Below are 17,377 nucleotides of genomic sequence, written 5' to 3'. Positions count from 1 at the left end.
CCAAATATGCATAATATCCCATTAAAACACATATAGCACCACTTGCACCCACTACATTTACAAAACTACCATCAAAGCTTAAATACACATAAAAAGCACTAAGTAAAGAGCAAAGAATTCCACCAATTAAATAAAGCAAAGCAAATTTAAAACTTTTTAAATACTTTTCAAGCATAGAACCAAATTGAAAAAGCACTATCATATTTAAAAACAAATGAGGCCAATTTCCATGCATAAACATTGAGCTTAGAATTTGCCAATAAAATCCTTGAAAGAAAAATAAATTTAAACCCAAAATAACATCTAAATTTAAAGATCCAAAATAAAGATAATTCACAAAGACAAATATCACAATATTTAAAGCGATTAAAAAAGAAGCTACCATTGCCCTACTTTGTATTTTTAATAATTATAACAAAAAGCTATTTAAATTCTAGCTTACACATAAAATTCACACTAATAAGATACAATATCGTCAAAAAATAAAATAAGGTTAAAAATGAAAAAACTAGCTTTAGCTTTTTTGATTAGTTTAAATACTCTTAATGCAGGTATAGTCATAGCACCTGATTCTTTGCCTGTAAATATCAAACAATTTATCAAAGATTATTTTAATGCAGAAATAGGTCTGGTAGAACAAGATGGTTATTCTTATGAGATTTATTTAAGCGATGGAAGTGAGATTGAGTTTTCACTTAATGGAGAATTTAAAGAGGCTGAAAATTTTAGATCGCTAAATTATGCGATTTTACCCCTAGCAATACAAAATACCATTAAAAATATCTACCCTAATACAGCAATCATAGAGATAGAAAGAAAAATTTCTTATTATAAAATCAAACTTAATAATCAAATGAAACTTTACATAGATGATAATGGGACGATTTTAAGACAAAAATTTGATGATTAAAAGCTTATTTGGTTTTACTCAAATAAGCAAGTTTTGAATTATTTTTCCAAAAAGGTTTTAACTCATCATAACTTATAAAAATTTCAATTACTCCAGTAGAGTAAGGAGCTATATCATAAGGCTCCCATATCAAAACTAATCCATTTTTTCTCACTTCAAAAATTTCACTCATCTTAAGTTCTTTAATATCAAATAACTCATTTTCATTATATAAACTTAAAATCTTTTGCTTAATCATATTCTGAAAATCTTCATTTTCTATTTTTAACTCATTTTTCAATCTAAGAAGTTTCATATCATCAATGCTATAAGTTTTTCTTAAAAAATTAGTCATACCATGAGCACCGCCTTTATACTTATAAATATTTTTTCCTAAAGAAACAATATGCTCATCTTGATAAATTATATAAGATTGAGAAAAAAACTCATTATTAGAGATATCTTCTTTATTCCATTTATCAAAACTTTCTCTTACTTTTTGTTTTAATGAATTTTTATCTAAATTCTCATTAAAATCATCAATAATTTTTTCTAAATTTTTATTTTGACTTGACAGTTTTAATATATCTTCACTAAAATCAAACTCAATACTCTTATTATCTTCTACTTGTTTTTGTTCTTTAAGTGATAATTGATAAATGCTTGCATTGGATTTATTGGCCAAAAAGTTAAATTCTTTTTTTATACCATCTATTTTACATAGAGCTTCAAAATTATTTTTATGTATATCTTTTAAAACACAAGTTCCAAAATCTGCTATATCTATATAATACTCATCATTTTTAGCACTTCCCCAAAAATTATATTGTTTTTGTTTTGTTTGGACAAATCCATAACTAGTGTTACTTTTACTAGAGCTATATAGATAAATATCAATTTCCTTTCCTTCTAAAATATTTAGCGTAAATGTATTTTCATTATAAGCATACAAACTCACACATAAACTCAAACTCAAAGCAATTTTTTTAAACATCTATTCTCCTTGCACTCTTACAATCAAACTTTTTGGCAATTTAAAATACTCAATCCATTCTTGTTCTTTTTGTCTCATTTGTCCTTGATCTACCTCATGATCATATCCTTGTAAATGAAGCATAGCATGGATAAAAAGCAATGCCATCTCTTCTTTTTTACTATGTTTATATTCCATAGCCTTTTTGCTTACTTCATCTAAATTTATCACTATACTTCCAAGTAAATTTTCACAATTTTGCACTAAGGGAAAAGATAAGACATCTGTAGTTTTATCTACTCCCCTTTGGTTAAGATTAATTTCATGCATGGTTTTTTCATTTACTAAAACAAGTTCTATATTTTGATCACTCATTTTTTTAGCAATTTTTTCAAGAAAAGAAATATCCATTTCTTCTTCACAAAAAATCATTATTATCCTTTTAATTTTATAATTTCAAATTATATCAAAATTAAGGAAAAGTATGAAAAAAGCTCTTTGTATTATAAGTGGTGGTATGGATAGTACTTTATGTGCATATTTAGCTAAAAAAGAAGGATATGAAATTATTGCTTTACATTTTGATTATAATCAACGCACCATGCTTAAAGAAAGAGAATGTTTTAATAAAATTTGTGAAAAACTTAATATAAAAACAAAATATATTTTAGATGTTTCATTTATAGCAAATATCGGTGGTAACTCTTTAACAGATTTAAATTTAGAAATCCCCAAAGAAAAACTACATGAAAAAGAAGTTCCAAACACTTATGTTCCTTTTAGAAATGGTATTTTTTTATCCATTGCAGGAGCTATAGCTGAAAAAGAAAAATGTGAAAGTATTTTTATAGGAGTGGTGCAAGAAGATAGCAGTGGTTATCCTGATTGTAGTGCAAATTTCATACAAAAAGCAAGTGAGTTTATCAATGAAGGTACTACAAAAACTTGTAATGTCGCAATTAAAACCCCACTAGTTCATCTAAACAAAGGACAAATAGTTGATTTAGCCTTAAAAGAAAAGGTAGCCTTAGAATACACTTGGTCTTGCTATGAAAGAGAAGACAAGGCTTGTGGCAAATGTGATAGCTGTTTATTAAGATTAAAAGGCTTTAAAGAAGCTAATGTGAAAGATTTTATAGAATACATTTGATAATTTACTTTCATTTTATTTTCATTTGTATAATTTGCTTTTTAAATATTAAGGAGAAAACATGAAAAAAATACTACTTGGTTCTTTTTTAGCTGCTTCTATTTTGGCAAGCAATGCTTTAAGTAAAGAATTTAGCTTAGACAAATCCCATACAAATGTAGGATTTAAAATCAAACATTTACAAATTAGTAATGTAAATGGAAATTTTAAAGATTACGATGCAGTAATTGATTTTGATAGTGCTAAATTTGAATTTAACAAACTTCAAGCAAACATAAAAGTTGCCTCTATAAATACTGAAAATAAAGCAAGAGATGCTCATTTACAACAAGATGATTTTTTCAAAGCGAAAACTCATCCAAATATCACTTTTACGATGAGTAAATATGAAAAAATTTCCAATGAAAAAGGTAAAATGTATGGCTCATTAAATATTGCTGGTGTAAGCAAAGATATCGTTTTAGATACCGAAATTGGTGGGGTTATCAAAACAGATAGTGGCAAAGAAAAGGCAGGGTTTACTTTACAAGGGCAAATTAAAAGAAGTGATTTTAAATTTGCTCCAGATACTTCTAGTTTAACACTTAGTGATGAAGTACAAATCAACATCGAAGCAGAAATTAACGAAAAATAATTCAAAAAAAGCATTTTACATTAAAGTAAAATGCTTTTAATTTATTTAGCTAACCAACCTTCTTTTTCCCATACTTTTTGCGCTTCTTTACTTTGTGTAAATTCTATGAATTCAGCTACTTTTGGATTTTTTAGACCTTTTTGTGTTGGTACTATTTCAGCGGCTCTATAAATAATTGAGTTTTTATCTGCTTTAATAAATTTATTTTCTTTCTCACCAACTGCTTTAATCCAATGTGTCCAAATAATTAAAGCGTCAATATTTGGATTATTTTTCCACTCATCAACTGCAGCTTTTGAATTTTTAGCATATACTTTGATGTTTTTTCTAAGTTTTTCTAGATTTTCAATTTTTCCTGTTTTCAAAGCCATATCCTCATACAAGCCAACCTGCCCCGCTCCATCAACTACCATAACATTAACACCATCTTTTAAAAGATCTTCAAATTTTTTAATTTTTTTTGGATTATTTGCTCTTACAATCATGCCCGAGCCCCTAGCATTTAAAACTTGAACATCTTGTATTTTAATTTGTTTTGGCATTGCTTTAATAAATCCATCCATCATAGATGTATTGCCAGAATAAATAATATCAGCATCCATTTTTGCTTGTTTAATCCATTTAGGCGTTGGTCCTGCATTAATAATAACTTTTTCACCATGTTTTTCTTCAAACTGTTTTGCAAGTTCTTTTAAAACAGGAGCTGGACCACCTGGACCATAAACTAAAATTTCAGCATTCAATGCAGCTGCAGCAAATAAACTTAAAAATAAAAATTTTTTCATATTTTTTCCTTTAAATTAATAAAATAAAATTAGAAATATATCTTTTTAAAGTTGATATTTTTTTAATCAAATAAACTAATTTTTTTCTCTCGTGCTAAAAAATACTCCAAAAACTCTTCTTCGCTTTCTTTGATCAGACAATATTTAAAATCAAAAAAATTCTTTAATTCATTTAAATTTGCATAAGAAAAATCGCAAAATAATGAATTTTTTAATGCTATTTTGAAATCTTTAACGCCTTGAAAATTTTGTGCTATAAATTCAAAATCTTTTTCATTTTCTACAAGTAAAACTACTCTAGAACTGCCCCCAAAAGCACAAATTTCATTTTTTGAGTTTAAAAAATAGGCTTTAAAAAGTTCTAATTTTTTATCATTAAAACTAAAAGATAATTTTTGACTTTCTATAAATTCAATAAAACTAGCAAAAATATCTGCATAAAAAAATGCAAATTTTAAATCTTTAAAATACAAATTTTTACAAAGCAAACTCGTTTGAAATAAAGATTTAGAGCCTAAAATTTCATATTTACAAGCTTTTAAGGTATAAAAATTTGATTTTAATTTTAAAATAAATTTTTCATCATCAGAACAAAAGAAAGTTTTTTCTTTTGAATTTTTTAAAAGATCAAAATCTAATAAAATGTTTGAGTTTAAGACTTTAAAATTAAATGCCTTTGCAAATTTTAATTCTGTATGATTGCAGTATAGAAATTCATAAGATTTTTCTTCACATAAAAATCTAAAAAGTCTAAAAATAGCTTTTTCAAGATCATCAACTTGAAGATAAAACACATCTTTATCTTCAAGATTTAATTTTTCTTCGCTTACTATAACATAGGCACCAAGTTTTATAGCAAAACTTGCTTGTTCGTTATTTTTAGCAAAAAAAACACTTGCCTGTTTGACTTTATTTAAATCTATACTAAAATCATAAACACTAGAAGTTGCTCCATGGTTTAAAACTTGGGCATTAACAAGCTCGACAAAATTAGAAATATTCATTTAGCCTATTAAAGCTCCATTTTCAATAAAGCTTTGTGGGCTAATTAAAACTAATTTTTCATCTTTTTGAGCACTTAAAATCATACCTTGGCTTTCATGGCCAAAAATTTTAGCTTTTTTTAAATTTGTAATCACACAAACTTGCTTGCCTATTAATTCACTAGCTTTATAAAATTTAGCAATACCCGAAAGTACTTGTCTTAACTCACCATTTTCAAGTTCAAGTTGAAATTTTAAAAGCTTTTCACTACCCTCTATATTCTGACAATCTTTTACTAATGCTACTTTAATTTCGATTTTTTTAAAATCATCTATTTTAATTTGAGGCAAACTTGGCTTTTCTTCTGCTTTTTCTTCTTTTTTGCTTTCTTGGGTTAATTCAACTTTTGGAAATAAAGCTTCACATGCACTTGATTTTAAATCACATAATTGATTGTTTAAGATTAATTTTTGATAATTTTCATTTGAAATTTCAAAATTTAAAGCTTTGGCAATTTTTAAAGCTGTTTTTGGCATAGCAGCTGAAAGTAAAATAGTAACTTTTGTTAAAATATTAGCACACAAAGCCACTAAGGCATTAGCTTTTTGCATTTGATCATTTTTAATTAAATTCCAAGGCTCATATTTGCTAATACTTAAATTTGCTAAAGATAAAGCCTTGAAAAGCTCTTCTAAATAACGATTTGGTTGGATATTTTCTAAAGCATTAATTGCATTATCTAAATATTCTTTACATTCATTTAATTCTTGATTAAAATACAAGTTCACATCTTTACAATCAATAATATTTTGAGAATACTTAGCACTCATACCGATAATTCTATTTAATAAATTTCCAAGCTCATTGCTTAACTCTGCATTGATTCTAGTGATTAATGCTTTTTGTGAAAAATCCCCATCATTGCCAAAAGGAACTTCTCTGAGTAAAAAATATCTAAAAGCTTCTAAACCAAAAGTATCTGCCACTTCTTTAGGTGCTACTACATTACCTTTAGATTTGCTCATTTTTTCACCATCTTTAGTCCACCAACCATGTGCTGCTACAAATTTAGGCAAAGGAAGCTCTAAACTCATCAAAAACGCAGGCCAATACACTGCATGAAAACGTAAGATATCTTTACCTACAAAATGAATATGAGCAGGCCAAAGATCCATATTTTTATCATCAAGTCCATAACCCAAAGCACTTACATAATTCATCAAAGCATCAAGCCAAACATACACCACATGTTTTTCATCATTTAATTCTTTTGGAAGCTTTATACCCCATTCAAAACTCGTTCTTGTAATAGAAAGATCTTTTAAGCCACCTTCTACAAAATGAATCAACTCATTAGCCTTATTTTTAGGTAAAATCGGCTCTTTTTCTTTATACCATTTAAGAATTTGATCTTGATATTTAGAAAGCTTGAAAAAATAACTTTCTTCTTTTAAAAGCTGTGTTTTTTTACCACAATCTGGACAATGACACTCATTTACAAGCTGAGTTTGGGTAAAATAACTCTCACAAGAAACACAATAAAAGCCTTCATAAGTTCCTTTATAAATATCACCTTTATCAAACATTTTTTTAAATGCTTTTTGTACGCTTAATTTGTGATTTTCATCTGTAGTTCTAATGAAATAATCATAAGAAATTTCAAACTCATCCCAAAGTTTTTTAAACTTAAAACTGATTTCATCTGCATATTCTTTAGGGGTAAAATTTCTAGCACTAGCAGCTTGCTCTATCTTTTGGCCATGTTCATCTGTACCTGTTAAAAAGAATGTTTTTTCTCCTTGCAAGCGATAAAATCTAGCCAAAGTATCTACTATAATCGTAGTGTAAGCATGACCTATGTGTGCCACATCATTTACATAATATATCGGAGTAGTAATATAACGCATTTTAAACCTTTAATTAAAAATCAAATCCACCTTCTTTACCTTTAGACATACTCTTATAAACTGCATCAATATACTCTTTTCTTAAAGAGCATTCAAAAATCAAAGAGCAAGGCAAACAAGATTTTAAGTTTTTATCGTTTTGACAAGCTTGAAGTTCGTTTTTTTTAACTTCCAAAGCTAGTTCAAATTCATCTTTAACTTCAGCCATTAAAGCCCTTTATAAGCTTGTTTTAGTTTTTCAATTTCATATTTTGAACCCAAAAAGCATGGTGTACTTGCATGGATTTTCTCAAATTCTAAATCAAGCAAAGAATTATTTTCTCCATTAGTAGAAAGCCCTCCTGCTTTTTCAAAAATAAAAGCAAAAGGAAATACCTCAAAATATGCTCTCAATTTTCCATTTGGTGCATCACTTGTTGCAGGATATGAAAATAATCCTCCACCTTTGAGTAAAATTTGGTGTAAATCACTCACCATGGCACCTGAATATCTTAAGCGATAACCCTCATCAAACAAAGCTTTTATAAAAGCTCTATGAGTATCTGACCAATTTTTTTGTGTTCCACCACTTGCATTCAATTTGCCTTTTTCGTTTAATTTTAAATCCTTAACAAAAACAAATTCATCATTTTCATTTAACCTATAAAGCTTAGGAGTGTCTATACACACTATAAGCTCTAAACGCACACCATAAATAGCATAAACTGCTGCTTTTAGATTTTTTGCACTAGCCTTTTGCTCATAAATAGCAAAAATAGAACCTATAGCAAAATTCACATCTACCAAAGATGAGCCATCTAAAGGATCATAAGCAACAACGTATTTTTCATTTTCATTGATTAATAATTGCTCTTGTTTTTCCTCACTAATTAAGCTTTTTATGCCTTTATTTTGTCTTAAAATTCTAGTGATAATCTCATCACTTTTTACATCAAGTTTTAATTGATTATCTCCAGTAGCATTTTGAGAAGTAGTATAATCAAAATCTTTTAAATATCTAAGTTCTTTTGAAATTTCAATCACTGCTTTTTGTATATCGTTAATTAATTCTTGCATATTTTACCCCTATACTTTTTTTGAATTTTTTAATATAAAATCACAAATACTTTCTAAATCATCCAAATAAAGCCAAGTTAAATTTTCATTTTCAATTTTCTCATAGCTTGCAATAGCCTTAGAATAAGTAAAATAGCTCTCATCTACTTCTTTGCAAAAAACACTAATTCTTGGCATATCTAAGGTTTTTAAGCCCTCTATAAATAAAAAATCAAATTCCCCTAGTTTAGAAATGGCTTCATCTAAAGTACTTGGAGAATGTGTGAATAAAGTTGTCCTTGTAGGGCTTAAAACCATTACATCAGCACCACTTTGAAAAAATTTAAAACTATCTTTTTTTGCTATATCAAAGCTTGCTTTATCTTTTGGATCATGTTTTATAATGCATACTTTATAATTTCGCTCCATAAAATATTTAGCAACTTGAGTTATTAAAGTTGTTTTACCTGAATTGGAAGGCCCACTAAAAGCCATTGCTAATCTTTTCATAACTTCCTTAAATCAAAGAAAATAAACAAAATTATATCTTTTTAAAAGTTAAAAGCTTATAATTATAAAAAAATTAGGAATAAAATATGAAAAAAATTTATATGATTATTTTCTTAACACTTATTTTTACTGCATGCTCAAATAAAACTCAAAAACAAAGCGAAATCAATTTAAAAAGCCAAACTCTTATGTATGCACAAAAAATCAATTTTAATTATAAAGATAATAGAGTAGTTGCTTTATTAAGCTATCTAAATCCTGTATTAGATGAAAAAAGTCAACAAGAAGTTTTTGTGCTTAGTTTTTTACCAAATATCAACATCAATCAAGAGCAAATTTCAATACTCATAAATGGAGAAAAAACTAACTTAAAAGTCTTAGATCAAAATGATGAGTTGTTTAAATATATCGTCAAAAGTGATTATGCAAGTTATTACAAAATCACCCTTGATGAATTAGTGCAAAAACCTATTTTGCAACTTGATTTGTGTTTTGAGAATCAGTGTTTTGAGTTAAAGTTTCAAAAAATTTCGAAATCGGTGTATTATCGTTCAGAAGATGTAAATACACAATATAATTAGCTAAAACTTTCTTAGCATACACCCTACTTTCTGCATAAGGAACTAGTTCCATAGATAAAAATGGTTCGTACTTTCCTACTCTAAACATATCTTCTCTTTTAAGCATTCTAGTGGTAAATCCTATACCTCCATTATAAGCATATGCAACAAAAACCGGAGAATTAAGTTTAGATTCTAAATAATCTAAATGATGATTTGCAAAAGTATAAGCTGTTTTTGGATCAAAAAGCATATCTTGGTCAAAATTTGGAATTTGTAACTCTTTATTACCTATATGATTAGCTAAAAATGGAATAAATTGCATAATACCCAAAGCATAAGAAGTTGAAATGGCTGTTGGTATAAAACGACTTTCTTGTCTAGCTAAAGCTAAAATCATAGCCTTTCTTTGCGTAGAATAATCCTTTAAATATTCAAAATAAGGCATTATAAAATAATGCTTTTTAAAACCCTCAGCTCTTTCTTTAATATAAGCATAAATAGCGATGTTTTCTTTAGTATAAAAATCTTTGGCAAGCTTTTCTAACTCATTAGGAGTGCCTTTTGCAATTTCTTTTGCAAGTTTTTGCCAAGCAAAAGGATCCTTCATATCAAAATCATTTTTTTGTTTTTTTGGCTTTAATTCTTCTATTTTAGGCAAAGGCAAGCCCTTTAACTCTCTTGCATAAAGACTATAAATATTTAAAGAATCACTTTGAGCAAGCTCATCAAGATACTTTTTATCTTGAGTGATTAAATAAATCCAAAAATTTGCATTATCTGCTAAAGGTTTGCTTTTAAAAGTATCTTTTGCTACTTGGAAAAATTCCAATGCTTTTTCATCGTCATTTTCTAAAATAGCATTCACACCTAAGTAAAATGCATTATCTTGAAAAGTTAAACTTGCATCCACATTGACCAAAGATTTTCTTATCAATGGACTTTTTTTCTTAATGATAATTTCTTTTACAAAATTTGTAAATTCTTTTTCTTTTGCTAATTCATTTACAAAATCTTTTTCTAGGAAAAAATCCTTTTTATCTTTTAAAAAGCCATAAATTTTATAAAAATTTGCACTATCATAATTTAAAACTGCATAACTTAGAGGATCTTTAGCACTAAAAGCTTCTAAAAGCTTTACTAAATTTGGATTATCCTGTGGGATATTTTTTTTCATCTCATTACGCGTTGAAGCATTAAGATCTTGTATAAAAGTTAAACTGTTTAATCTTATAAGCTGACAAGTAGCATTAGCATCTAAGATATTTTGCGTATTAAATTTATAACAAGCTTCATATTCTTTATTATATCCCAAAGGTGGAATAATAGCTTCAATGGCATTTTTAATACGCCCTGCATAACGATAAATATGTTCTTTTAAACCTTTGACTTCTTCTTTTTTAAATTCATTTTTTTCTAATAAACGATATAAATAATAATCCTTAGCCAAAGAATTTGGTTTTTGCTCTAATTCTTTATAAGAATACATAGCACTATTTGCAAAAACTACTCCAGCCAAAAGTAATACTACACTTTTTTTCAACACTTATAAACTTCCTAAAATTAAATTTGATAAAAATATTTGAATAAATTTTAATCCTAAAATAATAATCAAAGGTGCTAAATCAATGCTTCCTATAGTAGTGGGAATAAATCTTCTTACAAAAGCATAAGCAGGATTAGTTAAACGATATAAAATTTGCACTATAGGATTGTACGGATCAGGCCTTACCCAAGAAATCAACGCAGCAATGATTATAATCCAAACATAAATTTCAATCACCAAAGAAAAAATTTGTACCAAAGACACAATCAAACTTGTTCCAACTCCCATTTTACTCCTTTATAATTTCTTTGATAAAAGGCTTGATTAGAGTATAAATTTCACTCATTTCAGGCCCGTGAGTAGCCCCTGTTAATACTAAACGCAAAGGCATAAAGAAATTTTTTCCTTTTAAATTTGTTTTTTCTATTAAAATCTTTTTGAACTCATCATATTCTTGAGGTAAATCCAAATCTTTTAAAACTTCTTTAATCAACTTACATTCATTTTCAAATTCATTATAATTTTTAACTGCAAAAATGGCTTGTATTTTTTCTCTTATCTCATTTAGCGTGCTAGCTTCTTGAGTGTAAAATTTTGCAAGCTTCGCTACATCTTTACCTAAATTTAACAAAGAATTTAATTTATCATTATCAAGTATTTTTATATGCTCGCGGTTAATTTGCATTAAACGCTTAGTGTCAAATCTTGCTGGAGATTTTGAAACTTTTTTCAAGTCAAACCATTCTATAGCTTCTTCTAAAGTAAAAATCTCTTTTGGGGTTTTATTACCCAAAAGGATTAAATAATTTGCAATAGCACTTGCTAAATATCCATTATCAAGCATCCATTTCACGCTAGAATGAGCCTCTCTTTTGCTCATTTTAACACCTTCTTCATTTAAAATAATAGGCAAATGTGCATAAGCCATGCTTTTATCATAACCCAAACTAGCTCTAATATGCTCTTGCTTAGGAGTATTTGAGACATGATCTTCACCCCTTATAATACAAGTAACACCTTCTAGCATATCATCAACCGCACAAGCAAAATTATAAGTTGGGGTTTTATCCGCTCTCATAATCACAAAACTATCAATATCTTCAGGATTAAAACTAATTTCACCTTTAATAAAATCAGTAAATTGCATTTGCGATTGAGGTTTTTTAAGACGAATTACGAAAGGTTTTTCACAATTTAATACATCAATATCTGCTAATTTTTCACAAGTACCATCGTATCTGTATGCTTGATTTTTACTTTTAGCTAATTCTTTTTTATGAGCTAATTCATCCTCAGTACAAAAACAAGCAAAAGCTTTTTTTTCACTTACTAACTTTAAAGCCATTTGACGATGAAATTTCAAATTCTCACTTTGCACATAATAATGCTGCCAAGTTATACCAAATTCTTTTAAAATAGCTTTTATTTCTTCTTCTTTTCCAGCAATATTTCTAGCATTATCCGTATCTTCAATACGCAAAATAAAATCTGTATTTTCTTGTCTTGCTTTAATATAATTAAACAAAGCTGCTCTTAAATTTCCAATATGCATATCTCCAGTAGGCGATGGTGCAAACCTATACATTATCTATCCTTTTAAAACTTTTTTATCATTATACAATTAAATACTTGCTATTTATTTTAAAAAAACAAAGTTCACACAAAATTCACTCAATATTTATATGATTTTACAAATAATTCAATTCAAAGGATAAAAAATGAAATTAAAAATAGCTTTAATGGCATTAGCTCTAGCAAGTTGTGTTTTTGCTAAAGATATGGTTGTAGGTGTAAATGCTTTACCAGCAAATTCTAAAAATTTTATACAAAAACACTTTACAGGCTCAAATATAGCTTTAGTTAAACAAGACATTGATAGCTTTGATGTTTATTTAGACAATGGAACTGAACTTGAGTTTTTCATCAATGGAGATTGGAAAGAAATTGATGCAAAATACAGACCGATTGATACTTCTTTTTTAAGTCCAAATGTTTTGGCAACAATTAAAAAAATGCACCCAAATGCAAGCATAATTAAAGTTGAAAAAGAAATTCAAGGTTATAAATTTAAACTAAATAATATGATGGAAATTTATACTGATGTAAATGGAAATTTCTTAGGACAAAAATTTGATGATTAAAAATTAAGCTAAGCTTTTTGCTTAGCTTTTGTAAGAATTTAGAGCAAGCTCTTGTATATTATAATTAGCAACTCTCTCATAAGTAAAGCCTTTTTTCTCTAAAAAATCAAGTAAAATTTTCTCCATTTTTTCTAAAGCATTCAAGACTTCTTTTGAAAGTTTAAAACTCAATGGTTCTATGCGTTTTGGCACACAAGCTAAAATTTGAGTTTTAGGTAAATCTCCCATAAGCTCCATGTATTGTAAAGTTTGAAGCATTTCAACCTCATGCGCACTACCACTCCAGTTAACTTTTTTTGGCATTGCATCATAAGGAAAGAAAAAAATATCTCCAATCTTAGCATCATCTGCTGCAATACAATCAATCACAATCATTTCATCATATTCAGCTATAATATAGCTAAGTTGTAAAGCCAAAGTTCCACCATCTACAAAACTCACTGAGTCTTTTTCATGATAAAACTTATAATTTTTTTCTAAAAGTTTGCAAAGATGAACGCCTAAGCCCTCATCTGCAAACATAATATTACCAATACCTAAGATTAGAAGTTTCAATGATTTTCTCTTACAAATTTATAACCACTAAAGATAGCATCTAAAGCACCATCTTTACCTTTAACTGAGTTAAACACAGCCATATAAATATGCACTGGAACAAAAATCAACACAACCCACATTAAAATTCTATGGTAAGTTCTAACATCAGCCAATCCACCTAGCATTACCTCAATAGGTCTTAAGATATTGTATAAAAATCCACCCAAGCCTTCATGATATACATGCATATAAAGGATTAGACCTGTTAAAATAAGCCCAAACATAACAAGATAAAAGAAAAAATAAGTTGCAAATTGCAAAGGATTATATACACCTTGTAAATGCGGGTGTTTTCCTAGGAAAATGTAAAATTTAATCTGCTCTATCCATAATTTTACATTAAAAATATCTTTAATACTTCTTCTTTCGTTTGCACTTTTTGGATCAAAAAAGAACAAATATGTTTTAAAAAGCACACAAGCTATCATAATAAAACCAAAAATTTGGTGCACCATGCGGTATTTTGCCTGCATAAATAAAGTCGGTTCAGATGAAATAGAAGGAGATTGAAATACATAAGAAATATAATATCCAGTTCCCACTAAAATCACGATTGCAACCGCTCTTAACCAATGTGTAAAACGAAGGCCGATACTAAATTCGTATTCAGCCTTTCTGTTTGATTTTAAGGAATGTTTAGAATCCATACTAAAGTCCTTTCCTTATAAATTTACATTTACTTTATACTCGCTAAGATTATTACCTTTAGTATCCATTACATGCACAGCACATGCTATACAAGGATCATAAGAGTGAATAGCTCTTATTACTTCTAAAGGCTGTTTAACATCAGCTAGTTTCATACCGATAAGACATTGCTCATAGCTACCACCTACTCCATTTGCATCTTTTGGACTTGCATTCCAAGTAGAAGGTACTACTGCTTGCCAATTTTCAATTACACCATTTTTAATTCTACACCAATGACTCAACGCACCACGAGGCGCACTTCCCATAAATCTACCTTTGTATTCTTTGTTTTTATCGATTACATAAGTAGCACAAGTACTTTCATCTGTTTTTAAATTTTCAACCAAAGAATTAAATGCTTTCAAGCCATGATCAGCAATGATTTTAGCTTCAATTGCTCTAGCACCCGTTCTTCCTAAAGTACTCATAAGTGCTTTAACTGGTAAATTCGTAGCTTTTAAGAATGAATCAACCGCTTCTACTACGATTTTATTACCCTTAGCATAATTAACTAAAATATTTGCTAATGGTCCAACTTGCATAGGTAAATTTTCATATCTTGGAGCTTTAATCCAGCTGTATTTGCCTTTGGTATCAAATACCTTACTATGAACCATATTACCTTTATCATCAATACTTTCGCCATCAATTAAGCCTGTATAGTTTGGATTAGTTTTACCATCATAAGGGTGTAAAGCTTCATTATCTGCATACCAAGCTCTTGTAGCTTCCTCGGTGATTTTAACTTCATCTACTTCTTCAACTTTACTCAAATCACCATTTCTAATAATACCACCTTCAAACAACCATTCATCACTTGAAACTTGGAATTCTCTCTCAGTATAGAAATTATTTACCCCTACATCGTTTAACACGCTTGCTTCTTTAGAATAAGCTTTTGCAGCCATGATTAAATCCGGATAATAAGCACGATTAATAAAATCAGCAACTTCTTGGAATTTAGTCATATATTCAGCCATTCTTGATGGGTTTAAAAGATCCATAACACAAGTTACACCACCTACAGTTAAACTTTGTGGATGAGGATTTTTAGCACCAAAAATCGCCATAGCTTGAGCTATTGTTCTTTGAATTCTTAAACATTCTAAATAATGTGAAAGCGCAATAAGGTTTTGCTCAGGAGTAAAGCGATAAGTCGCATGTCCATAATAAGCATTTGCAAACGGTCCAAGATTTCCTTTATCTACAAAGGTTTTTAGTCTTTGCTGAACTTCTAAAAGTTTATCTGCACCTGTTGCATAAGGCATATCAGTATATTTAAATGCTTCATCGCTTGCTTTTTTTACATCAGCACTTAAAGCACTTACAACATCAACAAAATCAAGTCCATGAAGTTGATAAAAATGCACAGGATGATCATGCATATATAAAGCTGCATTCATTAAAGTTCTAGTTAAAACTGCGTTTAATGGTGGAGTGATACCTAAAGCATTTTCCACTGCAATAATTCCTGCTCTATAGTGTGAAAAAGTACAAACACCACAAATTCTTTGAGTTAAAAAGCCTGCATCTCTTGGATCACGGCCTTTTACAATAGTTTCTAAACCTCTCCATAGAGTTGATCCTGAATATGCTTCTTTGATAACATTGTTTTCATCAACCACCACTTCAACTCTTAAGTGTCCTTCTATTCTAGTAAGTGGATCTATAATAATTCTTTTTGACATTCTTAATCCTTATTCTTTTCTAATGAAGCAATCACAGCATGTGCAGCAACAGCAACACCTGTTACACAAAGCACGCCTATACCGATTTTATCTGAAATGCTATCAGCACCCAAGCCATAAACAGTATCAAATAATCTTCCTGCCATCACTTCTTCAAAAGGCCCCATAGTATCCCAAAAATCAGGCTCAGAACAACCTATACAACCATGTCCAGCTTGTACCGGCCATGAAGTATGTTGATTAAATCTTTCTTTTGAGCAGTTATTAAAAGTATAAGGTCCTTTACAACCTACTTTATAAAGACAATATCCTTTTTTTGCCCCTTCATCACCAAATTGTTGTACAAACTCACCCGCATCAAAGCGTCCTCTTCTTTCACAAAGATCATGAATTCTTAAAGCATAAGCCCATTTTGGTCTATTATAAGCATCAAGCGCTGGTAATGTTTGATACAATATATAATGAATCACATTACCTATAATGTTTTTCTCACTTGGAGGACAACCTGGAACATTAATAACTGTTTTATTTGTAACTTTACTTAAACTCACAGCATTACTTGGATTAGGTCTAGCAGCTTGAATACCACCAAAAGCTGAACAGGTACCTATAGCAAAAATAGCCAAAGCATTATCACAAGCTTGAACTGCTATTTGCTTACCTGTTTTACCGTGTGGTCCTATAGTTAAAAAGTTTTCTGTGACACCTGTTGGTATACCACCTTCTACCATTAAAATATATCTACCTTTGTATTTTTCCATAGCAGCTTCAAGATTATGCTCAGCTTGCCAACCTGCTGCACCCATTATAGTTTCATGATATTCTAAAGAAATATGATCAAAAATTAAACTATCTATAGTAGGAGCATCACTTCTTAATAAACTCTCAGAACATCCTGTACATTCAGCCATATGAAGCCAAATCACTGGAAGTCTATCACTAAGCTCAGCAGCTCTTGCAACTACTGGAGTAAAGCTAGCAGGTAGTGCTAAAAATGCAGTCATTGCACTAGCCCATTTCATAAAATCTCTTCTTGAAAAACCTGATTGCTCCAAGGCTTTAGAGATGGAAATCTCATTTTTCAAAAGAGGAAGTTTTTCTAATGCGTCTAAACGGCGATTAAAAATATCTAAATCACTCATTTGTTGTTCCTTAAATATAGAAATATCATTAAAGATTTTAAAATATTTATTGTTAAGAATAGATAAAAAAATAATAATTTTTTAAACAAATATACGAAGTATTTACAATTTAATGTTAATAGGATAATTTTACTCTAAAATAAGCA

21 protein-coding genes are annotated in these 17,377 nt (G+C 28.9%); 5 read left to right on the top strand and 16 right to left on the bottom strand.

The features are described from left to right. Positions 1-385 (bottom strand): rhomboid family intramembrane serine protease (locus CAMP5060_RS06925; protein ID WP_337218139.1); only part of this gene is annotated, 385 nt, incomplete at its 3' end. 114 nt (positions 386-499) lie between these two features. On the opposite strand from CAMP5060_RS06925, the gene CAMP5060_RS06920 reads away from it, so the two are divergent. Beyond that, positions 500-910 (top strand): PepSY-like domain-containing protein, encoded by a 411-nt coding sequence (locus CAMP5060_RS06920; RefSeq protein ID WP_214100842.1) that lies wholly within the window; start codon positions 500-502, stop codon positions 908-910. A gap of 4 nt (positions 911-914) precedes the next feature. Here CAMP5060_RS06920 and CAMP5060_RS06915 read toward each other — a convergent pair whose 3' ends face one another. Further along, positions 915-1,883 (bottom strand): DUF3298 and DUF4163 domain-containing protein, encoded by a 969-nt coding sequence (locus CAMP5060_RS06915; RefSeq protein WP_337218138.1) that lies wholly within the window; start codon positions 1,881-1,883, stop codon positions 915-917. Next, positions 1,884-2,294: an rRNA maturation RNase YbeY gene (ybeY, locus tag CAMP5060_RS06910; protein WP_214100840.1), complete on the bottom strand. Its 411-nt coding sequence runs from the start codon at positions 2,292-2,294 to the stop codon at positions 1,884-1,886. It lies immediately after the preceding gene. A 52-nt stretch (positions 2,295-2,346) separates the two neighbouring features. Here ybeY and queC point away from each other — a divergent pair, with 52 nt between their 5' ends. Next, positions 2,347-3,012: a 7-cyano-7-deazaguanine synthase QueC gene (gene queC, locus CAMP5060_RS06905; RefSeq protein ID WP_087699580.1), complete on the top strand. Its 666-nt coding sequence runs from the start codon at positions 2,347-2,349 to the stop codon at positions 3,010-3,012. Positions 3,013-3,073: 61 nt separating this feature from the next. After that, on the top strand, positions 3,074-3,646 hold the full coding sequence (locus CAMP5060_RS06900; protein WP_214100839.1) for a YceI family protein: 573 nt from the start codon (positions 3,074-3,076) through the stop codon (positions 3,644-3,646). A gap of 41 nt (positions 3,647-3,687) precedes the next feature. Here the strand turns inward: CAMP5060_RS06900 and CAMP5060_RS06895 are convergent, their stop codons facing one another. From CAMP5060_RS06895 to mobB, 6 genes are all read right to left on the bottom strand, one after another. Then, positions 3,688-4,431, bottom strand: coding sequence for a substrate-binding domain-containing protein (locus CAMP5060_RS06895; RefSeq protein WP_087699577.1), 744 nt, complete (start codon positions 4,429-4,431; stop codon positions 3,688-3,690). Positions 4,432-4,493: 62 nt separating this feature from the next. Continuing rightward, on the bottom strand, positions 4,494-5,435 hold the full coding sequence (locus CAMP5060_RS06890; protein WP_337218137.1) for a hypothetical protein: 942 nt from the start codon (positions 5,433-5,435) through the stop codon (positions 4,494-4,496). Next, entirely contained in the window at positions 5,436-7,322 is a 1,887-nt protein-coding gene (gene metG / locus CAMP5060_RS06885) for a methionine--tRNA ligase (RefSeq protein WP_337218136.1), read from the bottom strand. Positions 7,323-7,335: 13 nt separating this feature from the next. Next, the gene (locus CAMP5060_RS06880; RefSeq protein WP_087699572.1) at positions 7,336-7,530 is read right to left on the bottom strand and encodes a hypothetical protein; all 195 of its coding nucleotides are present in this window, start codon (positions 7,528-7,530) and stop codon (positions 7,336-7,338) included. Then, a complete protein-coding gene (locus CAMP5060_RS06875; RefSeq protein ID WP_337218135.1) occupies positions 7,530-8,378 on the bottom strand; it encodes a class 1 fructose-bisphosphatase in 849 nt (282 codons plus the stop codon). The genes CAMP5060_RS06880 and CAMP5060_RS06875 overlap by 1 nt, the downstream gene beginning before the upstream one ends. Positions 8,379-8,387: 9 nt before the next feature. After that, positions 8,388-8,867: a molybdopterin-guanine dinucleotide biosynthesis protein B gene (mobB, locus tag CAMP5060_RS06870; protein WP_337218134.1), complete on the bottom strand. Its 480-nt coding sequence runs from the start codon at positions 8,865-8,867 to the stop codon at positions 8,388-8,390. Between the two features lie 86 nt (positions 8,868-8,953). Here mobB and CAMP5060_RS06865 point away from each other — a divergent pair, with 86 nt between their 5' ends. Continuing rightward, positions 8,954-9,448: a hypothetical protein gene (locus CAMP5060_RS06865; protein ID WP_214100587.1), complete on the top strand. Its 495-nt coding sequence runs from the start codon at positions 8,954-8,956 to the stop codon at positions 9,446-9,448. Here CAMP5060_RS06865 and CAMP5060_RS06860 read toward each other — a convergent pair. From CAMP5060_RS06860 to gltX, 3 genes are read right to left on the bottom strand one after another with little or no spacing between them, the layout of a single operon-like run. Then, a complete protein-coding gene (locus tag CAMP5060_RS06860; protein WP_337218133.1) occupies positions 9,336-10,973 on the bottom strand; it encodes a lytic transglycosylase domain-containing protein in 1,638 nt (545 codons plus the stop codon). The two genes, CAMP5060_RS06865 and CAMP5060_RS06860, sit on opposite strands and share 113 nt — an antisense overlap. Beyond that, positions 10,974-11,261, bottom strand: coding sequence for a YggT family protein (locus CAMP5060_RS06855; protein WP_012661430.1), 288 nt, complete (start codon positions 11,259-11,261; stop codon positions 10,974-10,976). It lies immediately after the preceding gene. A 1-nt stretch (position 11,262) separates the two neighbouring features. Next, complete coding sequence (gltX, locus tag CAMP5060_RS06850) at positions 11,263-12,558, bottom strand: glutamate--tRNA ligase (protein WP_337218132.1); 1,296 nt, start codon at positions 12,556-12,558, stop codon at positions 11,263-11,265. Between the two features lie 133 nt (positions 12,559-12,691). Here gltX and CAMP5060_RS06845 point away from each other — a divergent pair, with 133 nt between their 5' ends. After that, positions 12,692-13,114, top strand: coding sequence for a PepSY-like domain-containing protein (locus CAMP5060_RS06845; protein ID WP_087699562.1), 423 nt, complete (start codon positions 12,692-12,694; stop codon positions 13,112-13,114). 21 nt (positions 13,115-13,135) lie between these two features. On the opposite strand, the gene CAMP5060_RS06840 is transcribed toward CAMP5060_RS06845, so the two are convergent. The 4 genes from CAMP5060_RS06840 to CAMP5060_RS06825 are packed head-to-tail and all read right to left on the bottom strand — an operon-like array spanning position 13,136 to position 17,231. Continuing rightward, on the bottom strand, positions 13,136-13,669 hold the full coding sequence (locus CAMP5060_RS06840; RefSeq protein ID WP_087699560.1) for a HyaD/HybD family hydrogenase maturation endopeptidase: 534 nt from the start codon (positions 13,667-13,669) through the stop codon (positions 13,136-13,138). Beyond that, positions 13,666-14,358: a Ni/Fe-hydrogenase, b-type cytochrome subunit gene (cybH, locus tag CAMP5060_RS06835; protein WP_039641372.1), complete on the bottom strand. Its 693-nt coding sequence runs from the start codon at positions 14,356-14,358 to the stop codon at positions 13,666-13,668. Before cybH ends, CAMP5060_RS06840 begins: the two co-directional genes overlap by 4 nt. 15 nt (positions 14,359-14,373) lie before the next feature. Beyond that, a complete protein-coding gene (locus CAMP5060_RS06830; RefSeq protein ID WP_337218131.1) occupies positions 14,374-16,089 on the bottom strand; it encodes a nickel-dependent hydrogenase large subunit in 1,716 nt (571 codons plus the stop codon). A gap of 2 nt (positions 16,090-16,091) precedes the next feature. Continuing rightward, a complete protein-coding gene (locus CAMP5060_RS06825) occupies positions 16,092-17,231 on the bottom strand; it encodes a hydrogenase small subunit (protein WP_337217315.1) in 1,140 nt (379 codons plus the stop codon). Positions 17,232-17,377 lie beyond the last annotated feature (146 nt).

The organism is Campylobacter sp. 1569 (genome assembly GCF_024723675.1).
GTDB classification, from domain to species: Bacteria; Campylobacterota; Campylobacteria; order Campylobacterales; family Campylobacteraceae; genus Campylobacter_D; species Campylobacter_D jejuni_C.
This window is presented reverse-complemented; position numbering and strand designations above follow the sequence as displayed.

Coding starts and splice junctions, on each gene's coding strand:
- CAMP5060_RS06920 (WP_214100842.1), top strand. CDS start 500: ATGAAAAAACTAGCTTTAGCTTTTTTGATTAGTTTAAATACTCTTAAT.
- CAMP5060_RS06915 (WP_337218138.1), bottom strand. CDS start 1,883: ATGTTTAAAAAAATTGCTTTGAGTTTGAGTTTATGTGTGAGTTTGTAT.
- ybeY (WP_214100840.1), bottom strand. CDS start 2,294: ATGATTTTTTGTGAAGAAGAAATGGATATTTCTTTTCTTGAAAAAATT.
- queC (WP_087699580.1), top strand. CDS start 2,347: ATGAAAAAAGCTCTTTGTATTATAAGTGGTGGTATGGATAGTACTTTA.
- CAMP5060_RS06900 (WP_214100839.1), top strand. CDS start 3,074: ATGAAAAAAATACTACTTGGTTCTTTTTTAGCTGCTTCTATTTTGGCA.
- CAMP5060_RS06895 (WP_087699577.1), bottom strand. CDS start 4,431: ATGAAAAAATTTTTATTTTTAAGTTTATTTGCTGCAGCTGCATTGAAT.
- CAMP5060_RS06890 (WP_337218137.1), bottom strand. CDS start 5,435: ATGAATATTTCTAATTTTGTCGAGCTTGTTAATGCCCAAGTTTTAAAC.
- metG (WP_337218136.1), bottom strand. CDS start 7,322: ATGCGTTATATTACTACTCCGATATATTATGTAAATGATGTGGCACAC.
- CAMP5060_RS06880 (WP_087699572.1), bottom strand. CDS start 7,530: ATGGCTGAAGTTAAAGATGAATTTGAACTAGCTTTGGAAGTTAAAAAA.
- CAMP5060_RS06875 (WP_337218135.1), bottom strand. CDS start 8,378: ATGCAAGAATTAATTAACGATATACAAAAAGCAGTGATTGAAATTTCA.
- mobB (WP_337218134.1), bottom strand. CDS start 8,867: ATGAAAAGATTAGCAATGGCTTTTAGTGGGCCTTCCAATTCAGGTAAA.
- CAMP5060_RS06865 (WP_214100587.1), top strand. CDS start 8,954: ATGAAAAAAATTTATATGATTATTTTCTTAACACTTATTTTTACTGCA.
- CAMP5060_RS06855 (WP_012661430.1), bottom strand. CDS start 11,261: ATGGGAGTTGGAACAAGTTTGATTGTGTCTTTGGTACAAATTTTTTCT.
- gltX (WP_337218132.1), bottom strand. CDS start 12,558: ATGTATAGGTTTGCACCATCGCCTACTGGAGATATGCATATTGGAAAT.
- CAMP5060_RS06845 (WP_087699562.1), top strand. CDS start 12,692: ATGAAATTAAAAATAGCTTTAATGGCATTAGCTCTAGCAAGTTGTGTT.
- cybH (WP_039641372.1), bottom strand. CDS start 14,358: ATGGATTCTAAACATTCCTTAAAATCAAACAGAAAGGCTGAATACGAA.
- CAMP5060_RS06830 (WP_337218131.1), bottom strand. CDS start 16,089: ATGTCAAAAAGAATTATTATAGATCCACTTACTAGAATAGAAGGACAC.
- CAMP5060_RS06825 (WP_337217315.1), bottom strand. CDS start 17,231: ATGAGTGATTTAGATATTTTTAATCGCCGTTTAGACGCATTAGAAAAA.